Source organism: Pseudomonas sp., assembly GCF_035554175.1.
Lineage (GTDB): Bacteria > Pseudomonadota > Gammaproteobacteria > Pseudomonadales > Pseudomonadaceae > Aquipseudomonas.
The window spans coordinates 62879-83996 of the sequence record NZ_DATMIV010000015.1; the positions used below are offsets into that span (position 1 = coordinate 62879).

The 21118-nt window shown below is 60.3% G+C and carries 15 protein-coding genes; 6 read left to right on the forward strand and 9 right to left on the reverse strand.

Going from position 1 to position 21118, the window contains the following annotated elements; all coding sequences use genetic code 11:
* Positions 1-20: 20 nt before the first annotated feature.
* On the reverse strand, positions 21-1415 hold the full coding sequence (gene sthA, locus VNV36_RS06705; RefSeq protein ID WP_325717088.1) for a Si-specific NAD(P)(+) transhydrogenase: 1395 nt from the start codon (positions 1413-1415) through the stop codon (positions 21-23).
* Between the two features lie 201 nt (positions 1416-1616).
* Positions 1617-2663: an FAD:protein FMN transferase gene (locus VNV36_RS06710; protein WP_325717089.1), complete on the reverse strand. Its 1047-nt coding sequence runs from the start codon at positions 2661-2663 to the stop codon at positions 1617-1619.
* A gap of 75 nt (positions 2664-2738) precedes the next feature.
* On the opposite strand from VNV36_RS06710, the gene VNV36_RS06715 reads away from it, so the two are divergent.
* A complete protein-coding gene (locus tag VNV36_RS06715; RefSeq protein WP_325717090.1) occupies positions 2739-4037 on the forward strand; it encodes an MFS transporter in 1299 nt (432 codons plus the stop codon).
* A gap of 171 nt (positions 4038-4208) precedes the next feature.
* Here the strand turns inward: VNV36_RS06715 and VNV36_RS06720 are convergent, their stop codons facing one another.
* On the reverse strand, positions 4209-5672 hold the full coding sequence (locus tag VNV36_RS06720; RefSeq protein ID WP_016775482.1) for a glyceraldehyde-3-phosphate dehydrogenase: 1464 nt from the start codon (positions 5670-5672) through the stop codon (positions 4209-4211).
* A gap of 354 nt (positions 5673-6026) precedes the next feature.
* Here VNV36_RS06720 and mfd point away from each other — a divergent pair, with 354 nt between their 5' ends.
* The 3 genes from mfd to VNV36_RS06735 are packed head-to-tail and all read left to right on the forward strand — an operon-like array spanning position 6027 to position 12755.
* Positions 6027-9476 (forward strand): transcription-repair coupling factor, encoded by a 3450-nt coding sequence (gene mfd, locus VNV36_RS06725; RefSeq protein ID WP_325717091.1) that lies wholly within the window; start codon positions 6027-6029, stop codon positions 9474-9476.
* Positions 9477-9486: 10 nt separating this feature from the next.
* Positions 9487-10053, forward strand: coding sequence for a CsiV family protein (locus VNV36_RS06730; RefSeq protein ID WP_325717092.1), 567 nt, complete (start codon positions 9487-9489; stop codon positions 10051-10053).
* An 11-nt stretch (positions 10054-10064) separates the two neighbouring features.
* Positions 10065-12755, forward strand: a complete 2691-nt coding sequence (locus VNV36_RS06735; protein ID WP_325717093.1) for an SNF2-related protein — start codon at positions 10065-10067, stop codon at positions 12753-12755.
* A 111-nt stretch (positions 12756-12866) separates the two neighbouring features.
* On the opposite strand, the gene VNV36_RS06740 is transcribed toward VNV36_RS06735, so the two are convergent.
* From VNV36_RS06740 to VNV36_RS06755, 4 genes are all read right to left on the reverse strand, one after another.
* A complete protein-coding gene (locus VNV36_RS06740; RefSeq protein ID WP_325717094.1) occupies positions 12867-16160 on the reverse strand; it encodes a DEAD/DEAH box helicase in 3294 nt (1097 codons plus the stop codon).
* A gap of 9 nt (positions 16161-16169) precedes the next feature.
* Positions 16170-16907, reverse strand: a complete 738-nt coding sequence (locus tag VNV36_RS06745; protein WP_325717095.1) for an S-methyl-5'-thioinosine phosphorylase — start codon at positions 16905-16907, stop codon at positions 16170-16172.
* Between the two features lie 12 nt (positions 16908-16919).
* Positions 16920-17918, reverse strand: coding sequence for a beta-N-acetylhexosaminidase (gene nagZ / locus VNV36_RS06750; RefSeq protein WP_325717102.1), 999 nt, complete (start codon positions 17916-17918; stop codon positions 16920-16922).
* Between the two features lie 170 nt (positions 17919-18088).
* Positions 18089-18796 carry a TetR/AcrR family transcriptional regulator gene (locus tag VNV36_RS06755; protein ID WP_042609037.1) on the reverse strand — a complete coding sequence of 236 codons (708 nt, stop codon included), beginning with the start codon at positions 18794-18796 and terminating at the stop codon, positions 18089-18091.
* 229 nt (positions 18797-19025) lie between these two features.
* Between VNV36_RS06755 and lexA the strand changes: the two genes are divergently transcribed.
* Positions 19026-19634: a transcriptional repressor LexA gene (lexA, locus tag VNV36_RS06760; protein WP_016775490.1), complete on the forward strand. Its 609-nt coding sequence runs from the start codon at positions 19026-19028 to the stop codon at positions 19632-19634.
* A 10-nt stretch (positions 19635-19644) separates the two neighbouring features.
* On the forward strand, positions 19645-20118 hold the full coding sequence (sulA, locus tag VNV36_RS06765) for an SOS-induced cell division inhibitor SulA (RefSeq protein WP_325717096.1): 474 nt from the start codon (positions 19645-19647) through the stop codon (positions 20116-20118).
* Positions 20119-20207: 89 nt separating this feature from the next.
* Here sulA and VNV36_RS06770 read toward each other — a convergent pair whose 3' ends face one another.
* Positions 20208-20441: a hypothetical protein gene (locus VNV36_RS06770; RefSeq protein ID WP_003226592.1), complete on the reverse strand. Its 234-nt coding sequence runs from the start codon at positions 20439-20441 to the stop codon at positions 20208-20210.
* Between the two features lie 106 nt (positions 20442-20547).
* Positions 20548-21072: a DUF6586 family protein gene (locus VNV36_RS06775; protein WP_325717097.1), complete on the reverse strand. Its 525-nt coding sequence runs from the start codon at positions 21070-21072 to the stop codon at positions 20548-20550.
* Positions 21073-21118 lie beyond the last annotated feature (46 nt).

Below are 21118 nucleotides of genomic sequence, written 5' to 3' on the forward strand. Positions count from 1 at the left end.
AGGCCACCGGCCGGAGCCCGTCAAAAAAGCCGGTTGAGGCCGTCGTACGCCGCTACCCGATAGGCTTCGGCCATGGTCGGGTAGTTGAACGTGGTGTTGACGAAATACTTCAGGGTGTTCAGCTCGCCCGGCTGGCTCATGATCGCCTGACCGATGTGAACGATCTCCGACGCCTGATAACCGAAGCAGTGCACGCCGAGCACTTCCAGCGTCTCGCGGTGGAACAGGATTTTCAGCATGCCTTGCGGCTCGCCGGCGATCTGCGCGCGCGCCATGCTCTTGAAAAACGCCTTGCCGACTTCGTACGGCACTTTGGCCTGGGTCAGTTCCTGCTCGTTCTTGCCGATCGAGCTGATCTCCGGAATGGTGTAGATACCGGTCGGCACGTCATTGACGAAGCGCCAGCTGCCATTGTCGACGATGCTGCCAGCGGCCGAACGACCCTGGTCGTGGGCGGCACTGGCCAGACTTGGCCAGCCGATCACGTCACCGGCACCGTAGATGTTCTCCACGCAGGTGCGGTAATTCTGGTCGACTTCGATCTGGCCACGGCTGTTGACCTTGACCCCGATGTTTTCCAGACCCAGCGTATCGGTGTTGCCGGTACGGCCGTTGCACCAGAGCAAGGCGTCGGCCTTGATCTTCTTGCCGGATTTGAGGTGCAGAATCACACCGTTGTCCATGCCTTCGACGCGCTCGTACTCTTCGTTGTGGCGCACGGTGATGTTGTTGTTGCTGAAGTGGTAGCTCAACGCCTGGGAGATTTCCGAGTCGAGGAAGCTCAGCAACTGGCCGCGGTTGTCGACCAGCTCGACCAGCACACCCAGACCACTGAAGATCGAGGCGTATTCGCAACCGATCACCCCGGCGCCGTAAACGATCAGTTTGCGCGGGGTATGACCGAGGCTGAGGATGGTGTCGCTATCGTAGATACGCGGATGGTGGAAATCGATGTCCGCCGGCCGATACGGGCGCGAACCGGTGGCGATGATGATGTGCTTGGCCACCAGTTTTTCCACCACGCCGTTGCCGCAGACCACTTCGATGGTTTGCTCGTCGGCGAAGCTGCCGGTGCCGAAAAACACGTCGACGCGGTTACGGGCGTAGTAGCCGGTGCGCGAAGCGACTTGTTTGGAAATGACTTTTTCCGCGCTTTTCAGCACGTCCGGGAAGGAGAACCAGCGTGGTTCGCCGATCGCGCGGAACATCGGATTGGTGTTGAACTGCATGATCTGCCGCACCGAGTGACGCAGTGCCTTGGACGGGATGGTGCCCAGGTGGGTGCAGTTGCCGCCGACCTGGCGACGGCTGTCGACCATCGCGACCTTGCGCCCCGCTTTGGCGGCGTTCATTGCCGCGCCTTCTCCCGCCGGGCCGGAACCCAGTACCACCACGTCGTAGTTGTAGACAGCCATGCGTACTCCTCAGAACAGGCCGCGGTGCCAGCAGCACCGGCGGCTAAATCACGCCGAACGGCGGCGCGAAGGAACAATTGGGGGCCAGTGAAGAACCCGGACACAGTCTATAGAAGCGTCAACGCCGCGCACATTAACCCTTGGTCGCGTCGTAGGCTACTTTTGCCTGCACTACAACGCCAGCTTTCGTCATGTCTGCGGTCAGTTTTCTGCACCGGCAAGGCGCTCGAATGCCTGGCTGCAACGGGTCACGAAACCTGTATCGGCACGCATGACAAAGAATGCAGCAATGTCATGCTTTTGGGCATAGGCCTGAGACCGTTGCGGCCCGAGAATCAGCAACAGGGTCGATAGTCCATCGGCCATCAGCGCTGAAGGATGAATGACCGTGACTGACGCCAGATCGTGTAGGACCGGTCGTCCGCTGCGTGCATCGAAGGTGTGGGAATAACGCCGTCCGTCCTGGAGAAAATAGTTGCGGTAGTCGCCGGAGGTGGAAACCCCATAGCCGTCGACAGCAATGATGCGCTCGGCCACTTGCTGGTCATCACGGGGTTCTTCGAGAGCAATGCGCCACGCTGAGCCATCTGGCTTCTTGCCCTTGGCTTTGAGTTCGCCCGTGACCTCGACCAGGTAGTTGTCGATGCCCATGCTCTGCAATCTGGCGGCGATGGTATCCACGGCGTAGCCGGCGGCAATGCTGTTGAAGTCGACTTCGACGGCAGCGTCCTTGCACAAACGGTTGCCGTCGATGCGTAGATGCTGGTAGCCGACCCGCTGCATCACTTCAGCCAGAGCGGCCGTATCGGGGACTTTTTCTTCACGTCCTTGCGGACCGAAACCCCAGAGATTCATCAGCGGTTCGATGGTCAGGTCGTAGGAACCTTCGCTTTGCTTCGACAGCTGTTCGCCAACACGCACCAATTCAAGCACCGCTGGAGCCATCGATTGGCAACTGTCGGCAGGCAAGGCATTGAAGCGCTCGATAACGGAATCACTGCGATACGTCGACATTTGTTGATCGACTTCGCCGAGGATGCGCTCCACTTCGCCGCGCACTTGCGCAGGATCGGCAAAACCGGCGTGCCGCACGTACTTGACCGACCAGGTGCTGCCCATGGTCGCGCCGCCGACTTGTTCCAGAGAGCCGCCATTACCGCAGCCGACCACCGCCATCGCGAGCACCACAAGCCCCAGCCAGCGTCCAGTTAACAATTCTTCATCTCCCGGCAAAACCACGGCGGCCATTATGAACTACAAGCGCCCGCTCGCTTCCCCATGGCTGCAACGCCTTTATACAAAATTGAACAGTGAGTACCTCCCATGTCCTCCACCACGGGCAAAGGCAAAGCGATCTTTCGCGTTGTCAGCGGCAACTTCCTCGAAATGTTCGACTTCATGGTCTACGGCTTTTATGCCACGGCCATCGCCAAAACCTTCTTCCCCACCGACAGCGCGTTCGCTTCGCTGATGCTGTCGCTGGCCACTTTCGGTGCCGGCTTCCTGATGCGCCCGCTCGGGGCGATTTTCCTCGGCGCCTACATCGACCGGCATGGTCGGCGCAAAGGCCTGATCATCACGTTGGCGATGATGGCCGCCGGCACCGTACTGATTGCCTGCGTGCCCGGCTACGCGACACTCGGTGTCGCCGCGCCGCTGCTGGTGCTGTTCGGGCGCCTGTTGCAAGGCTTTTCGGCCGGCGTGGAACTGGGCGGTGTGTCGGTCTATCTGGCGGAGATCTCCACGCCGGGGCGCAAAGGTTTTTTCGTCAGTTGGCAGTCGGCCAGCCAACAGGCCGCCGTGGTGTTCGCCGGCCTGCTCGGCGTCGGCCTCAACCACTGGCTCAGTCCGGAGCAAATGGGTGAATGGGGCTGGCGCGTGCCGTTCCTGATCGGATGCATGATCGTGCCGGTGATTTTCTTCATCCGTCGTTCGCTGGAGGAAACCCCGGAGTTCCAGGCGCGCACTCACCGCCCTACCCTCGGCGAAATCGTCCGCTCGATCGGCCAGAACTTTGGCATCGTCATCGCCGGCATGGCCCTGGTGGTGATGACCACGGTGTCGTTTTACCTGATCACCGCCTACACGCCGACATTCGGCAAGGCCGAGCTGCACCTGTCTGACCTCGACGCCTTGCTGGTGACTGTGTGCATCGGCTTGTCGAACTTCTTCTGGCTGCCGGTGATGGGCGCGGTGTCCGACAAGATCGGGCGTAAACCCTTACTGCTGGCGGCAACGATCCTGGCGATCCTGACCGCGTACCCAGCGCTGTCGTGGCTGGTGGCGAATCCAAGCTTCAGCCATTTGCTGATTGTCGAACTGTGGCTGTCATTCCTGTACGGCTCGTACAACGGCGCGATGGTGGTGGCGCTGACCGAGATCATGCCGGTGGAAGTGCGAACCACCGGGTTCTCGCTGGCGTACAGTCTGGCAACGGCGACCTTCGGCGGGTTTACCCCGGCGGCGTGCACGTATCTGATTCATGTGCTCGACAACAAGGCTGCGCCGGGGATCTGGCTCAGTGGCGCGGCGGTGCTGGGGTTGATTGCGACGCTGGTGTTGTTCCGAGGCAACCGGCATGAATTGCGCACTGCGCAAGCTTCGTTAGCCAGCGGCGCCTGACAGAAGCTTTCGCGAGCAGGCTCGCTCCCACACTGGATCTGTGTCGTTCACAAATCCCCTGTGGGAGCGAGCCTGCTCGCGAAGAGGCCCACACAGGCAACACAACTCTAAACGGCACACAAACAAAAACGCCCCGACTCAAGTCGGGGCGCTTTCATTTACCGCCAAGGCTTAGCGCGGGAACGCTGGCGGATTTACATCAGCCATGTCTTCCATCACGCGAACCACCTGACAGCTGTAGCCGAACTCGTTGTCGTACCAGACGTACAGAACAACACGGTTGTCCTGAACGATGGTCGCTTCAGCGTCGACCACACCGGCGTGACGCGAGCCGACGAAGTCAGTCGAAACCACTTCCTGCGAATTGACGAAGTCGATCTGCTTGTGCAGCTCGGAGTGCAGCGCCATGTAGCGCAGGTACTCGTTCATTTCTTCACGGGTGGCGGCTTTCTCAAGGTTGAGATTGAGAATGGCCATCGACACGTTCGGCGTCGGCACGCGGATCGCGTTGCCGGTCAGCTTGCCGGCCAGTTCAGGCAAGGCCTTGGCAGCGGCGGTGGCGGCACCGGTCTCGGTGATCACCATGTTCAGCGCGGCGCTACGGCCACGGCGATCGCCCTTGTGGAAGTTGTCGATCAGGTTCTGGTCGTTGGTGTACGAGTGAACGGTTTCGACGTGACCGTTGATGATGCCGAACTTGTCGTTGACCGCTTTGAGCACCGGCACGATGGCGTTGGTGGTGCAGGAAGCAGCCGAGACGATCTTGTCGTCAGCGGTGATTTCACCGTGGTTGATACCGTGAACGATGTTCTTCAGCTTGCCCTTGCCAGGCGCGGTCAGAACAACGCGGTCGATACCCGGACAGGCCAGGTGTTGACCCAGGCCATCGGCGTCACGCCATACGCCGGTGTTGTCCACCAGCAGCGCGTCTTTGATGCCGTACTGGGTGTAATCCACCTCGGTCGGGTTCTTCGCGTAGATCACCTGGATCAGGTTACCGTTGGCGGTGATGGTGTTGTTTTCTTCATCGATGGTAATGGTGCCGTTGAACGAACCGTGTACCGAATCGCGACGCAGCAGGCTGGCGCGCTTGGTCAGGTCGTTCTCGGCGCCTTTGCGCACGACGATGGCACGCAGACGCAGGCCGTCGCCACCACCGGTTTTCTCGATCAGGATGCGCGCCAGCAGACGACCGATACGACCGAAGCCGTAAAGAACAACGTCGGTGCCTTTGCGGGCCGAGGCGTTCTGCTGGCCAACCACGTCAGCCATCTCTTCACGCACGAACTGCTCGGCGCTGCGGCCGTTGCCTTCGTTGCGGAATTTGAACGCCAGCTTGCCCAGATCCACCGACGCCGCGCCGAGCTTGAGCTCACTCATGGCCTTGAGCAGTGGGAATGTTTCGTGGACGGAGAGTTCGCTGTCGTCGGAAGAACGGTGGCGAGCAAAGCGGTGAGCTTTGAGAATCGCGATGACAGACTGGTTGATCAGGCTGCGGCCATAGATCGAACTCACCACGTTGTTATTGCGGTAGAGCTGACCGATAAGCGGGATCATCGCTTCTGCGAGTGCTTCACGGTCGATCCATTCACCAAGACACTGGTCGGGCTTCTGAGTCACGGTAACCTTCCACATGTAGGGGCAGAAAAAAGGGGCTACATTATGCCGCCCACAACCTCTTTCAGCAATGCGCGCTTGTCGCGCAATCGGTAACAAAATCCCGTTCAAAAAATTTACGCCTTTCTCCAAGCCAGTAAAACCGGGGCTTGCAGCGCAGTCAATTTTTCGACGACTGTTAGACGATGTCTGTAACCCTCCGTAACACCACCTGCTTTCGGCACTACATAACCCTGAAAAAAGTGCTCGTTTTTATGGTTACCACTACATTTCGTCCAAACCACGAAGATAGACGTAGTCTGCAACTGACAGGCGGCACCCGAGGCCGCTACAATTACCGACTTTGTCGCAACGCCTGGAGCTCAACCTTCCGTGCCTGTTCTGCGTCTACCGCTACTCCCTGCCGAGGCAGGTAAACAGCATTGGGGCAATCTGCCCGGTGCTGCCCTCAGCCTGGCGATTGCCGAGGCTGCCAGCGCTGCCAAGCGCTTCACCCTGCTGCTGACCGCCGACAGCCAAAGCGCCGAACGGCTGGAACAGGAGCTGGGCTTCTTCGCCCCGGATTTGCCCGTGCTGCATTTCCCCGACTGGGAAACCCTGCCCTACGACCTGTTCTCGCCGCACCAGGACATCATTTCCCAGCGCATCGCCAGCCTGTACCGCCTGCCGGAACTGGCCCACGGCGTGCTGGTGGTCCCGATCACCACTGCCCTGCACCGATTGGCGCCGACCAAATTCCTGCTCGGCAGCAGTCTGGTGCTGGACATCGGCCAGAAGCTCGACGTCGAACAGATGCGCGCGCGGCTCGAAGCCAGCGGCTATCGCTATGTCGACACGGTTTATGAGCACGGCGAGTTCACCGTGCGCGGCGCGTTGATCGACCTGTTCCCGATGGGCAGCAAGCTGCCGTATCGCATCGACCTGTTCGACGATGAAATCGAAACCCTGCGCACCTTCGATCCGGAAACCCAGCGCTCGATCGACAAGGTCGAGTCGGTCAAGCTGCTGCCGGCCCGCGAATTTCCGTTGCAGAAAGATGCGGTAACGCGCTTCAAGGCACGCTTCCGTGAACGCTTCGACGTCGACTTCCGTCGTTGCCCGATTTTTCAGGATCTGAGCAGCGGCATCACTCCGGCCGGTATCGAGTACTACCTGCCGCTGTTTTTCGATGAAACCTCGACCCTGTTCGACTACCTGCCCCAGGACACCCAGGTGTTCTCGCTGCCGGGTATCGAGCAGGCGGCGGAGAACTTCTGGAACGACGTGCGCAACCGTTATGAAGAACGCCGCGTCGATCCTTCGCGTCCTCTCTTGCCCCCGGCCGAACTGTTTTTGCCGGTGGAAGACTGCTTCGCGCGCCTGAAGAACTGGCCACGGGTCGTCGCCAGTCAGCAAGACGTAGAAAGCGGCGTTGGTCGGGAACGCTTCCCCGCACACGCGCTGCCGGATCTGGCCATCGAAGCCAAAGCCACGCAACCGCTGGCGGCGCTCGCAGGCTTCCTTGAAGAATTCCCCGGTCGCGTGCTGTTTACCGCCGAATCGGCGGGTCGTCGCGAGGTGCTGCTGGAACTGCTGGAACGCTTGAAGCTGCGCCCGAAAACCGTCGACAGCTGGCCGGACTTCGTTGCCAGCAAGGATCGCCTGGCAATCACCATCGCCCCGCTCGACGAAGGTCTGGTGCTCGACGACCCGGCCCTGGCATTGGTCGCGGAAAGTCCGCTGTTCGGCCAACGGGTCATGCAGCGGCGCCGTCGCGAGAAGCGCAGCGACGTCAGCAACGATGCAGTGATCAAGAACCTCACCGAGCTGCGCGAAGGCGCGCCGGTGGTGCACATCGATCACGGGGTCGGGCGTTATCTGGGCCTGACGATTCTGGAAATCGACAATCAGGCCGCCGAATTCCTCACCCTCGAATACGCCGAGAACGCCAAGCTCTACGTGCCGGTGGCCAACCTCCACCTGATCGCCCGTTACACCGGCAGCGACGATTCGCTCGCGCCGCTGCATCGCCTGGGCTCGGAAACCTGGCAGAAGGCCAAGCGCAAAGCCGCCGAACAGGTGCGCGACGTCGCCGCCGAACTGCTCGACATCTATGCCCGTCGCGCTGCTCGAGAAGGTTACGCCTTCGCCGATCCGAAAGCCGATTACGCCACGTTCAGCGCCGGTTTCCCGTTCGAAGAAACCCCGGACCAGCAAGCGACCATCGAAGCCGTGCGGGAAGACATGCTGGCGCCCAAGCCGATGGATCGCCTGGTCTGCGGCGACGTCGGCTTCGGCAAGACCGAAGTGGCCATGCGCGCCGCGTTCATCGCCGTGCATGGCGGACGTCAAGTGGCGATTCTGGTGCCGACCACCCTGCTCGCCCAGCAGCACTACAACAGTTTCCGCGACCGCTTCGCCGATTGGCCGGTGACCGTGGAAGTGATGAGCCGCTTCAAATCGGCCAAGGAAGTCAACGCGGCAATCGCCGATCTGGCGGAAGGCAAGATCGACATCGTCATCGGCACGCACAAGCTGCTGTCCGACGACGTGAAAATCAAAAACCTCGGCCTGGTGATCATCGACGAAGAACACCGATTTGGCGTGCGTCAGAAAGAACAGCTCAAGGCGCTGCGCAGCGAGGTGGACATTCTGACCCTGACCGCCACGCCTATCCCGCGCACCTTGAACATGGCGGTGTCGGGCATGCGCGATCTGTCGATCATCGCCACGCCGCCGGCGCGACGCCTGTCGGTGCGCACCTTCGTCATGGAGCAGAACAAGAGCACGGTCAAAGAAGCCCTGCTGCGTGAACTGCTGCGTGGCGGTCAGGTGTACTACCTGCACAACGATGTGAAGACCATCGAGAAATGCGCCGCCGACCTGGCCGAACTGGTGCCGGAAGCGCGCATCGGTATCGGCCACGGGCAGATGCGCGAGCGCGAGCTCGAACAGGTGATGAGCGACTTCTACCACAAGCGCTTCAACGTGCTGATCGCCTCGACCATCATCGAGACCGGTATCGACGTGCCGAGCGCCAACACCATCATCATCGAGCGCGCCGACAAGTTCGGCCTGGCGCAGTTGCACCAGTTGCGTGGCCGTGTCGGCCGCAGTCACCACCAGGCTTACGCCTACCTGTTGACGCCGCCGCGCCAGCAGATCACCTCGGATGCGGAAAAGCGTCTGGAGGCGATCGCCAACACCCAGGACCTCGGCGCCGGTTTCGTGCTGGCCACCAACGACCTGGAAATCCGTGGCGCCGGCGAATTGCTCGGCGACGGTCAGAGCGGGCAGATTCAGGCCGTGGGCTTCACGCTGTACATGGAAATGCTCGAGCGCGCGGTGAAGTCGATCCGCAAAGGCGAGCAACCGAACCTCGACCAACCCCTTGGCGGTGGCCCGGAAGTCAATCTGCGGGTGCCGGCACTGATTCCGGAAGATTATCTGCCGGATGTGCATGCACGGCTGATTCTGTATAAACGCATCGCCTCGGCTACCGATGAGGAAGGCCTCAAGGATCTGCAGGTCGAGATGATCGACCGCTTCGGCCTGTTGCCGGAGCCGACCAAGAATCTGGTGCGGATTACCGCGTTGAAACTGCAGGCGGAAAAACTCGGCATCAAGAAAGTCGATGGCGGGCCGCAGGGTGGGCGTATCGAGTTCGAAGCGCAGACACCGGTCGACCCGATGACGCTGATCAAGCTGATCCAGACGCAGCCCAAACGCTACAAATTCGAAGGCGCGACGATGTTTAAATTCCAGGTGCCGATGGAGCGCTCGGAAGAACGTTTCAATACTGTGGAGGCGCTGTTTGAGCGTCTCATCCCGAAATCCGCTTGAAGGACGCCCAATGCGCCTGTTCCGCTCTCTGATTTTGCTGCTTCCGTTGGTAGCACCGATGGCGTTTGCCGATGACACCTATCAAGTCGAAATGATTCTGGTGCGCCAGAATGCCGTACCAGCCATCGTCAGCCGCGCTGCGCCGGAAGACTGGGCCGCTGGCGCCCAGCGTTTGGGCGACGACAGCCAGCGCACCCCAGCGCTGAATGAAGTCATAAGCAAACTCACCGCCAGCGGCGAGTACACCGTACTGATGCACAAAGCCTGGCAGCAGACCCTCGGCGAGGCGCCGGCGAAAGTCGCGGTCAGTGCAGGCCAGGAGCAGTTCGGCCAGTTCCCGATCGAGGGCACACTGGAAATGAAACTCGGCCGCTTCACCGACGTGACTGCCGATTTCTGGGTCAATCAGATCGACGCCAATGGCCTGGTCACCGCCAGTGAACGCCTGCGTCAGGACAGCCACACCAAGAACGGCCAGCTCAACTACCTCGACAACGGCCATCTGGCCCTGCTGATCAAGATCACTTCCCTGACCGCGCCTGCACCCCGGGAAGCGCCTGAAGTCATGCCGGACTGATCGAAGTCCTTATGCCCCCGCCCCTGAGCAAACCGCTGGCCCCGTCGTGGGTCAGCCGATTCAAAGAGCAGAGTCTGGAGCGCGGCCGCCGCTACGCTCTGGAGAATCGTGTGCGTATCGCTCAGGTCGGCGATGCGACCATCACCGCCAGTTGCGAAGGCTCTGGCGGCAGTGTTTACCGTCAGACCATTCATCTGCGCGAGTCAGCCAAAGCCACCCTGCTGCTGGTCGACGCCACCTGCACCTGCCCGGTGCGCAGCAACTGCAAACACTGCGCAGCGGTGCTGCTGAAAATCCAGGAAACCCTCGACTACCCCGCTGCCGCGAAAGATGCCGAGTTGCTGGAAAAATTGCAGGCCGTGCTGGAAAACCGCAGCCCCAAAGCGCCACCGCAAGTGCTGGTGGACAACGTGCAACCGCTGCCGCGCCTGTGGCTGGCAAGTGTCGAGTTCAGCGCCTTTGAACCGCGCAACGGCAAGATGCAGCGCTACATCCAGCATCGTGCGGCGCTGTCGTTCAGCTACTTGGACGAATACGTCAGCGGCCAGAAGCACAGCGATATCCTGATTCGTCAGGAAACCCAGACCTTGCGGATAAAACGCCACCCGGAAGTCGAACAGTCCTACCGTGAACAGTTACGCATCCTCGGTTTTCGCATCGCCACTCGCCAGAGCAAAGCCCTGCCCGAAAGCGCCGGCGAACTTTACGAGATGGTCAATGACAGCGCCTGGCTGACCTTCACCCTCAATGACCTGCCGAAATTGCGCAGCCAGGGTTGGGAATTACAGATCGACGAGGAATTCGGCTTCGATCTGACCGCTGTCGACGACTGGTATGCCACCGTTGAACAGGCGCCGGAGCGCGACTGGTTCGATCTGGAACTGGGCATTATCGTCAACGGCGAACGCCTGAGCCTGCTGCCGATTCTGCTCAATCTGATGCGCTCGCACACCGAAATCCTCAACCCGGAACGCTTGGCACGGCGCCGCGATGACGAGCTGATTCTGGTGAACATTCCGCAACGCACCAGCGAGCATGGACCGTTGCAGGTGGCGTTGCCGCTCGGCCGCTTGAAGCCGGTGCTGATGACCTTGGGCGAGTTCTATCTGCAGGAGCCGGGTGAAACCAGCCTGCGCCTGAGCAAGGCTGACGCCACTCGGCTCAATTCGCTGGAAGGCCTGCCGCTGCTGTGGGAGGGCGGCGAGCAAATCCGCACGTTCGCCCAACGCCTGCGCGACATTCGCGATTTCAGCGCCGAAGCGCCGCAAGGCTTGAACGCGACGCTGCGCCCGTACCAGCTCGAAGGCTTGAGCTGGATGCAATCGCTGCGGCAACTGGAAGTTGGCGGGATTCTCGCCGACGACATGGGCCTGGGCAAAACCCTACAGACCCTGGCGCATATTCTCAGTGAGAAGAACGCCGGGCGCCTCGATCGTCCGTGCATGGTAGTGATGCCGACCAGCCTGATCCCCAACTGGCTGGATGAGGCGGCGCACTTTACCCCGCAACTGAAAGTGCTCGCACTGTACGGCGCCACGCGCAAAAAACATTTCGACAATCTGGCTGACTTCGATCTGATCCTTACCACCTACGCCCTGCTGCCCAAGGACGTCGAGCGTCTGGCCAGGCAGCCGCTGCACGTGTTGGTGCTGGACGAGGCGCAGTACATCAAGAACCCCAACAGCAAAGCCGCCCAGGCCGCACGTGAACTGAATGCGCGCCAGCGCCTGTGCCTCAGCGGCACGCCGCTGGAAAACCACTTGGGCGAGCTGTGGTCGCTGTTTCACTTCCTGTTGCCGGGCTGGCTCGGCGACATGAAAAGTTTCAATGCCGATTACCGTGTGCCGATCGAAAAGCGCGGCAGCGAAGTCAGATTGCAGCACCTCAACGGTCGGATAAAACCCTTTCTGCTGCGCCGTACCAAAGAACAGGTCGCAACAGAACTGCCACCGAAAACCGAAATCATCCATTGGGTCGAGCTCAACGAAGCCCAGCGTGATGTGTACGAGACCATGCGCCTGGCGATGGACAAGAAAGTCCGCGACGAGATCACCCGTAAAGGCGTGGCGCGCAGCCAGATCATCATCCTTGAGGCGCTGCTCAAGTTGCGTCAGGTCTGCTGCGATCTGCGTCTGGTCAGCGGCGCCACCCTGCCCGCTCGCGGCAGCACATCGGGCAAGCTCGATAGCCTGATGGAAATGCTTGAGGAACTGTTCGAGGAAGGCCGGCGGATTCTGCTGTTCTCGCAGTTCACTTCGATGCTGTCCTTGATCGAGGGCGAACTGAAAAAACGCAAGATCGCCTATGCCTTGCTCACCGGCCAGACTCGCGACCGCCGCACCCCGGTGAAGGAATTCCAGAGCGGCACGCGTCAGATTTTTCTGATCAGCCTGAAGGCCGGCGGTGTCGGCTTGAACCTGACCGAAGCCGATACGGTGATTCACTACGACCCGTGGTGGAACCCGGCAACCGAGAATCAGGCGACCGACCGGGCGTATCGCATAGGCCAGGAAAAACCGGTGTTCGTTTACAAGATGATTGCCCGGGGCACGGTGGAAGAGAAAATTCAGCACCTGCAAAAGGAAAAATCCGACCTCGCGGCGGGCGTTCTGGATGGGCGCAAGGCCGGGGACTGGAAACTGCAGAGTGATGATATTGACGCGCTGTTTGCGCCATTGCCGGACAAGATCGATAAGCGTTGAGATCAGCGTCGCTGGCTGGATTGCTTTCGCGAGCAGGCTCGCTCCCACAGGAAAACGCATTCCAATGTGGGAGCGAGCCTGCTCGCGAATGGCCTCACCTCGGGCAGCCGATCACCCCCTTGATGCAGGCAACGGTGCAAACAACGCCTCGATATCACTCTGTTCCAGTTTGAATCCACCCGTCGTACCGCCCTCCAGCACCGCCCCGGCCAACGCAGCTTTCTCCTGCTGCAACGCCTGGATTTTTTCCTCCACGGTGCCTTTGGCAATCAACTTGTAAACAAACACCGGATTGTTCTGCCCAATACGGTAAGCCCGATCAGTCGCCTGATTCTCCACCGCCGGGTTCCACCATGGGTCGAAGTGGATCACGGTGTCCGCCGCCGTCAGATTCAAACCCGTACCGCCAGCCTTGAGGCTGATCAGGAACAACGGCACTTTACCGCCCTGGAAATTCTTGACCGGGGTGCGGCGATCCGTGGTGTCGCCGGTCAGCAACGAGTAGGCAAGCCCGCGTTGCTGCAACTCCTCCTCGATCAGCGCCAGCATCGATGTGAACTGGGAGAACAGCAGAATTCTGCGACCTTCACCGAGCAACTCTTCGAGCATCTCCATCAGGCTGAGCAGCTTGCCACTGCCGGAGCGCAGCGCCTTCGCCGTGAGCGGCATGTTGATCAGGCGCAGATCGCAGCAGACCTGCCGCAGCTTGAGCAGCGCGTCGAGAATGATGATCTGACTGCGCGCCACGCCGCTGCGGGCGATTTCGTCGCGAACCTTTTTGTCCATCGCCACCCGCACCGTCTCATAGACGTCGCGCTGGCCATCGCTGAGTTCGACCCAGTGGATGATTTCGGTTTTCGGCGGCAGCTCAGTGGCGACCTGATCCTTCTTGCGCCGCAGCAAAAACGGCTTGATACGCGCCGTCAGGTGCTGCATGCGTTGCACATTGCCGTGCTTCTCGATCGGCGTGCGGTAATCACGATTGAAGGATTTGCTGTCACCCAGCCAACCCGGCATCAGGAAGTGGAACTGCGACCACAGCTCGCCGAGGTGGTTTTCCAGTGGCGTGCCGCTCAGGCACAAGCGCTGGCGCGCCTGCAAATCACGCGCAGCCTGTGCGGCTTTGCTGAGCGGGTTCTTGATGTTTTGCGCCTCGTCGAGAATCAATACGCTCCACGGCTGCGGCTGCAAAATCTCCAGGTCCCTGGGCAGCAATGCGTAAGTGGTCAGCACCAAGTCGTATTCGCCGAGATTGGCGAAGTCTTTTTGCCGCCCGGTCCCGTGCAGCGCCAGGACTTTCAACTGAGGCGTGAAGCGCTCGGCCTCGTCGAGCCAGTTCGGGATCAGGCTGGTCGGCATCACCGCCAGTGCCGGGCAATCCAGACGCCCGGCGTGTTTTTCCGTGAGCAAGTGCGCCAGGGTTTGCAGGGTTTTGCCCAGCCCCATGTCATCGCCCAGAATGCCGCCGACCTCAAGCTCGCGCAGGGTCTGCATCCAGTTCAGGCCTTCGAGCTGATACGGACGCAGCTGCGCGTTAAGGCCGACCGGCGCAGCCACGTGGGTTTGACTGGAATTCTGCAGACGCTTGGCGAAGGTGCGCAGTCGCTCGCCACCCTGCCAATCGAGCGGCACACCGTCGAGCATACTCAGGCGCGCGGCGTCTGGAGCCGTCAAACGCAGCGCATCGCCCTGATGTCCGCCAAGGTACAGCTCGCCCAGCGTCGCCATCAGCGGCTTGACCCGACTCAACGGCAACGCGACTTTCGCGCCCGCATTGTCGCCAAAACCGCCAGGCTTCAATTCGATCAGGAGTTTTTCGTCATCGCTGCGTTGCGCCAGATTGACCGGGTCGAGCAAGCGCGGCTGGGTGCGTAACAGGTGCAGAAGAATCGGCAACAAGCTGTAGCGCTCGCCGTTGACGACGATGCCCAACTGCAAATCAAACCACTGATGCCCGGCCTCTTCTTCAACCTCGGCGTACCACTGCTCAACCTGCTGCACATTGAAATGAAAACCGGGACTGATCTCGATTTCCCAGTCAGCGGCGCGCAGCGTAGCAAGCCCTTCGTGCATGAAACCGAGCCAGGCGGAATCATCCGGCAAGGTAAACATCTCGCCGGGCCGATCCATGGCACTTTTGCGCGTGGCTTTTTTGAAGCCGTGCTTTTGCAGGCTCTGGCGCAGCTTCTTTTCCAGCGCCGGCTGACGCTGAATGCGCTGGGTTTCGCTGCCGTTGAGGATCATCACTTCCGGGTTGCGATCCACCGCCGGATGACCGTTGTAGGTAAACGCAAGCGCGGCGCGGTGTTCCAAAACGTATTCCCAGCGCGAGCGTTCTCGACCGCTGACGAGGGTCAACTGCGGCTGCGGCAGCACGTCCTCGATGATGCGTTCGGTGAGTTTGTGCGGCGGCGGGATTCTGGTCGTCGCGCTCATGCGATGGCTGAACTGCATGGCCTGACGCGCAGGAATGTCTGGCGCCAGGGTCAAATGGCAGGCGAGTTTTTCTTCCAGCTCACTGAACAGAGGGCCAACCTGTCGCTGCTCGCGATCAAGGTAATAAAGCGGCTCCAGCGCCAGCACGGTTTCCTGCGCAGCTTCGGCACTGCTCCACTGCGCGCGGAATCCGCCGTCAGTCTGTTGGGCCCAGGCGAACTGACCCACGCGTTTCGCGCCCGGCGCCAGTGGCTGCAAGTCTTCGAAGTCGAGGAACAGGCGCGAGGTGCGCAGGAGCATTTCCAGCAGTTCCGCACCACTGCTGCCTTCCAGCGGATAGCCGCTGTAATAGGCGTGATGGGAATGCATGGCGACCAACAGCCTGGCGATGCGCAGATCCAGTTCGGACAGATAACCGGGCTGGCGCATGAGCATGTCCGAGAGCGAATACATCGGTTTTACTTCGCGCAACTCGCCGCTCTTGAGCTGATAGACCTTGAACATATCGAGCAGCCACTTGCCGTTCGCAGACGTGGGTTTGAGCTTGTAAAACAGTCGCGTGCCCGCGGGCTGCGCGCTTTCTTCGGCGGGCTTGGCCGGGACGGGAATTGTTGAAAGCCAGTGCTCCAGCGCTCGCCCCAGAGGGACCTGGGCTTCACTTTCAGCGGTGTCGGTGAAACCGCCCTGCAGGTGATAGAGCACCGCCGCGCAATGCTTGCAGTCGATCACTACCGGACAGGTGCACAAGCAACGCAAGTTGACGGATCCCAGCCGGTCTTCGGACAGGTAGATGCTTTGCTCATACGCCTGACTTTCCGAACCGACGCAGAACGCCTCGATCTTCCTTTCATCGATCTCGATGATCTCGACCCGGTCATCGGCAGCATAAGCGCGGGCCTTGGCCAACGCCTTGCTACTGAATGCGTGGGTCCATGTCAGCCCCTTAAGCCGCTCGATGAAGATGCTCATTGGCAATCGTTAGCCGGCCAGCACCCGTGCCAACGTTGATTTCACCTTGCCCATGCCGTCGTGCAATGCCTGCTCGATTTCGGCCATGGTGATGACTTCGGTGGTCTTGCCCGCGGCCGGATTCACCACCAGTGCCAGACAGGCGTAATCCAGATCCAGTTCGCGGGCCAGCGCGGCTTCCGGCATGCCGGTCATGCCGACGATGTCGCAGCCATCACGTTCCAGGCGCACAATCTCGGCGACCGTTTCCAGACGCGGGCCCTGGGTGCAGGCGTAGACGCCTCGATCACTGTATTCGCAGCCTTCGGCGGCAACCGCGGCAATCAGTTGCTGACGCAACGGCTCGCTGTAGGGAAAGCTGAAATCGATGTGGGTGACATGCTCCAGATCATCAGCGAAATAGGTGTGCTCGCGCCCACTGGTGTAGTCGACGATCTGATGCGGCACGCAGAAATGCCCGGTGCCCATGGCCGGGTGAATTCCGCCCACCGCATTCACCGCGATGATCGCTTCGGCACCGGCCTGCTTCAACGCCCACAGGTTGGCGCGGTAGTTGACCTTGTGCGGCGGGAAACGGTGCGGGTGGCCGTGACGGGCGAGGAACAGCACTTCCTTGCCAGCGTATTCGCCAATCTGCACCTCGGCCGAAGGAGCGCCGTAAGGAGTGTCGACTGCCAGCGATTGGCGAATGCTCAAGCCTTGGAGCTGAGTCAGGCCGGTGCCACCAATGATTGCGTAAACCGTCATAACGAAAAGTCCTTAATCGATCAGTTGAGCATCTTTGAGCGCGCCAAGGGCGGTGAGCCAACGCGGATTCTGACGATAATCGGTGCGGGCGAAGGCCTGACCGCGCATCTTCGCGATGCGCGCAGAAGGCGTGACCTTCATCCGCTGAGCGGCGCTGAGGGCCAGCTCGGCCGCTGCACGGTCGTTGCACACCAGGCCCATGTCGCAACCGGCGCTCAGCGCGGCTTCGATGCGGCTGGCGGCGTCGCCGACCACGTGAGCGCCGGCCATCGACAGATCGTCACTGAAGATCACGCCGTCGAACTGCAACTCGCCGCGCAGAATGTCCTGCAGCCAGCGCCGGGAGAAACCGGCAGGCTGTGAGTCGACTTGCGGATAGATGACATGGGCCGGCATGATCGCGGCCAGTTGTTTGCTTAACCGGGCGAAGGGCACGAGGTCGTTGGCGCGAATCTCGTCGAGGCTGCGCTCGTCATTCGGGATCGCGACGTGCGAGTCGGCTTCGGCCCAGCCGTGTCCGGGAAAGTGCTTGCCGGTAGCGGCCATGCCAGCGCTGTTCATGCCACGGATGAATGCGCCGGCCAGCAATGCAGCCCGCTCTGGATTACCCTCGAAAGAACGGGTGCCAACCACAGCACTTCGCTGGTAGTCCAGATCCAGCACCGGGGCGAAACTCAGGTCGAGCCCGACGGCGAGCACTTCGGTGGCCATGACCCAGCCGCACTGTTCGGCGAGGTATTCGGCGTTCGGGTTGTCGGCGATGGCGCGCATGGCCGGCAGACGCACGAAACCCTGACGCAAGCGCTGCACGCGCCCGCCCTCCTGGTCCACCGCCAGCAAGAGATCCGGGCGAACGGCGCGGATAGCGGCGCTGAGCTCGCGCACTTGGCGAGGATGCTCGATATTGCGGGCAAAAATGATCAGGCCGCCCACTTCGGGCTGACGCAACAATTGGCGATCTTCGGCCGTCAGCCAGGTACCGGCGACGTCCACCATCAACGAGCCTTGCAGGCCAGCAGTCATAGAGATTCCTTGAAAACGAATAACCCGATCTGCGTGCGTTCGCTACCATGGGCAGTGCCCGGACGGTCAGCGGAATTCATGCAGATCGGGTTCAATACGAGAGTCGGCATGGCCGGCTAGCTTAGCGGATCCCCGCTGCCGCGCCCACCCGTGCGCGGTCAAACCTTGGCGGCGACCGGCGTGGATTTGCTGCGCGGTCGCAATTGCGCGCTGGCCATGGCGGTATCGGTAACGCCGGTTTCGGCACGCATGCCGGCGGCGAGGAATGGCACCATCAGGCGCATGACTTGTTCGATCGAGGTATTGACACCGAAATCGGTCTCGGCAATCGCTCGCAAGGCCTTGATTCCCGACATGCTGAACGCTGCCGCGCCGAGCATGAAGTGCACCCGCCAGAACAGTTCGATCGGCGGGATGCGTGGCGCCGCTTCATTGACCAGCAACATGTAACGGCGAAAGACCTTGCCATACATGTCTTCCAGATAACGCCGCAAGTGCCCCTGGCTCTGGCTGAACGCGAGGCCCAGCAAGCGCATGAAGATCGACAGATCGTTACCACTGCGCGGCTGTACGACGAGCGCTTGCTCGACAAGGATTTCCAGCAGTTCTTCAAGGGTTGGCTTGTTTTCAGGCTTGGCCTGACGACGCTCCAGCTCTTTGTCGAGGCTAACGCAGAACGGCCCGAGAAAACGCGAGAACACGGCCTGAATCAGTGCCTTCTTCGAACCGAAGTGATAATTCACCGCAGCCAGATTGACGCCCGCCTTGCTGGTGATCAAACGCAATGAAGTTTCTGCGAATCCTTTCTCCGCGAACAACTGCTCGGCAGCATCAAGAATGCGTTCAACGGTTTCCGACTGGGCCATGGCTACTCCGCCTGACAAACACTTGTTTGAAACATACGTTTCAGCCCATGCGTTGTCAAGCCTGCCGGTTCGTTTTGGGAATGGTCGGTCAGCTATTTAACCACACAAGACGGCTGCATTAATAAGCGGGCCGGCCGACCGCTCGGCGGGCGGCAAAAAAACGACCATTGCCAAGACCGCTTCACTGTATATAATCCCAGTCACTGTATAAAAAGACAGAGCGATCAATATGCTAAAGCTGACGCCACGCCAGGCCGAGATTCTGGCCTTTATCAAACGGTGCCTCGAAGACAACGGCTATCCGCCCACCCGTGCGGAAATCGCTCAGGAACTGGGTTTCAAATCGCCAAATGCGGCGGAAGAGCATCTCAAGGCACTCGCCCGCAAAGGCGCAATCGAGATGACTCCCGGCGCGTCTCGCGGCATTCGTATTCCGGGCTTCGAAGCCAAGGCCGACGATTCCACCCTGCCGATCATCGGCCGAGTGGCTGCCGGCGCTCCAATCCTCGCCCAGCAACACATTGAAGAATCCTGCAACATCAACCCGACCTTTTTCCATCCTCGCGCCGACTACCTGTTGCGCGTCCACGGCATGAGCATGAAGGACATCGGCATCTTCGATGGCGACCTGCTGGCGGTGCATACCACTCGCGAAGCGCGTAATGGCCAGGTCGTGGTCGCCCGTATCGGCGATGAGGTGACGGTCAAACGCTTCAAGCGCGAAGGCAGCAAAGTCTGGCTGATCGCCGAAAACCCTGAGTTCGCCCCAATCGAAGTCGACCTGAAAGATCAGGAACTGGTCATCGAAGGCTTGAGTGTCGGCGTCATTCGCCGCTAAAGGAGGCTCCATGCAGTTCCCACACACACCTCAGCAAACACAACTGCCTTTATTCGAAGCGTTTCTGGCGCAACCCATGACGCCGATCCTGAAAGACGTGGTCGAGTGTGATTGGAATGCCAAACCTGACGCCTTCAGTGAGCTGTCACTGCGTGGTGCGGCCGGGAACTGCCTGAACCTGCTGGCTCCGATCCTGCGCGAACTCAGCGAAGATCAGGATGCTCGCTGGCTGACGCTGATCGCACCGCCAGCCAGCCTTACCCAAACCTGGCTGCGCGAGGCAGGCCTGAACCGCGAACGCATTCTGCTATTGCAACCGCGCGGCGCCCAAAGTGCTCAGCAACTGGCGTGCGAAGCGCTGCGACTGGGTCGCAGCCACACCGTGGTGACCTGGCTCAACCCGCTGAATGCCAATTCTCGGCAACAACTGATCAGCGCCGCACGCACGGGCGAAGCTCAAAGCTTGAACATTCGTTTGGGTTGATTACCTGATAACGTGCGCTGTGTGAAGCGCAGGGCTTCTCCAGGGACAGAGAAGCCGATCTGAAGCGCAATGGATCGACAAAGCCAGGATCAATGAAGAACCCGCGGCCCCTCTTCCTTATCAAACTCGCCTTCGACCATGCGACCAGCCATCTGTACGCCGACGCTCAACATCGCTTTGGCGATTTCTACGTGCTGACCTTGCAGGAACGCCTTGGCATCCTCGGAGAAATCCAGCGTCACCAGGGAGCCTTCGTCCTCAGCCCTGCGCAGTTCGATTCGGCCGTCTGGTAACTCGACAATTTCTAGAAAGGACGTTGGCATATAAGTCTGTTCTCCACGAAAGGCAGCGATTATATAGACATCATTCGAGCTTCGCTCGGTATCTTGACCAGCAGCATGTTTCAGATTGCCACCGCGCCGATGACCATCAGCACTCGTTCAAGCCTTCACGGAATCGCATGGCCAGCCCCTTGAGGTTTTGCCGCCAGCTCTCCTGCTCTTCTCGGCTCAGCTCTTGTGGCGCCTCTTCTTCATCAAGATTGACCGCTTGAATCAATGGCTGTGTCACATCGCCTTTCGGCTTGTGCGGCACCCTTGGCGGCTGAAACATGGCCGCATGTGCCGCCAGCAGTTTCGCCAGCCAGGTTTCCGGATTACCGGCCAGCTCGGCCATTTCCGCCAGCTCGGGAATCGCGATCGATGCCAGCACCTCTCGCTTCAGTAACTCCTCAGCCCTTGACGCATTGGCCTGCGGCAGACGGTAAAAGCCAGCGATCTCATGGCACAAGCCCAGCAGCGCACCATAGAGGTGAAACAACGTCGACTCGCGCCCCGCCTGGATTAGCGCCAGAGAATTCATCGCCCGCCCCTCTTCAGCGCGAGCCAGAGCTTCAAGTGACAGGCCGGCGAAATAGATCTTCTGGTTGGTGCGGGTATAGAGTTCGTGGGCCATGACGGCAGCCTCCACAACGAAATAATTGCTTCACACAGGCCGAACA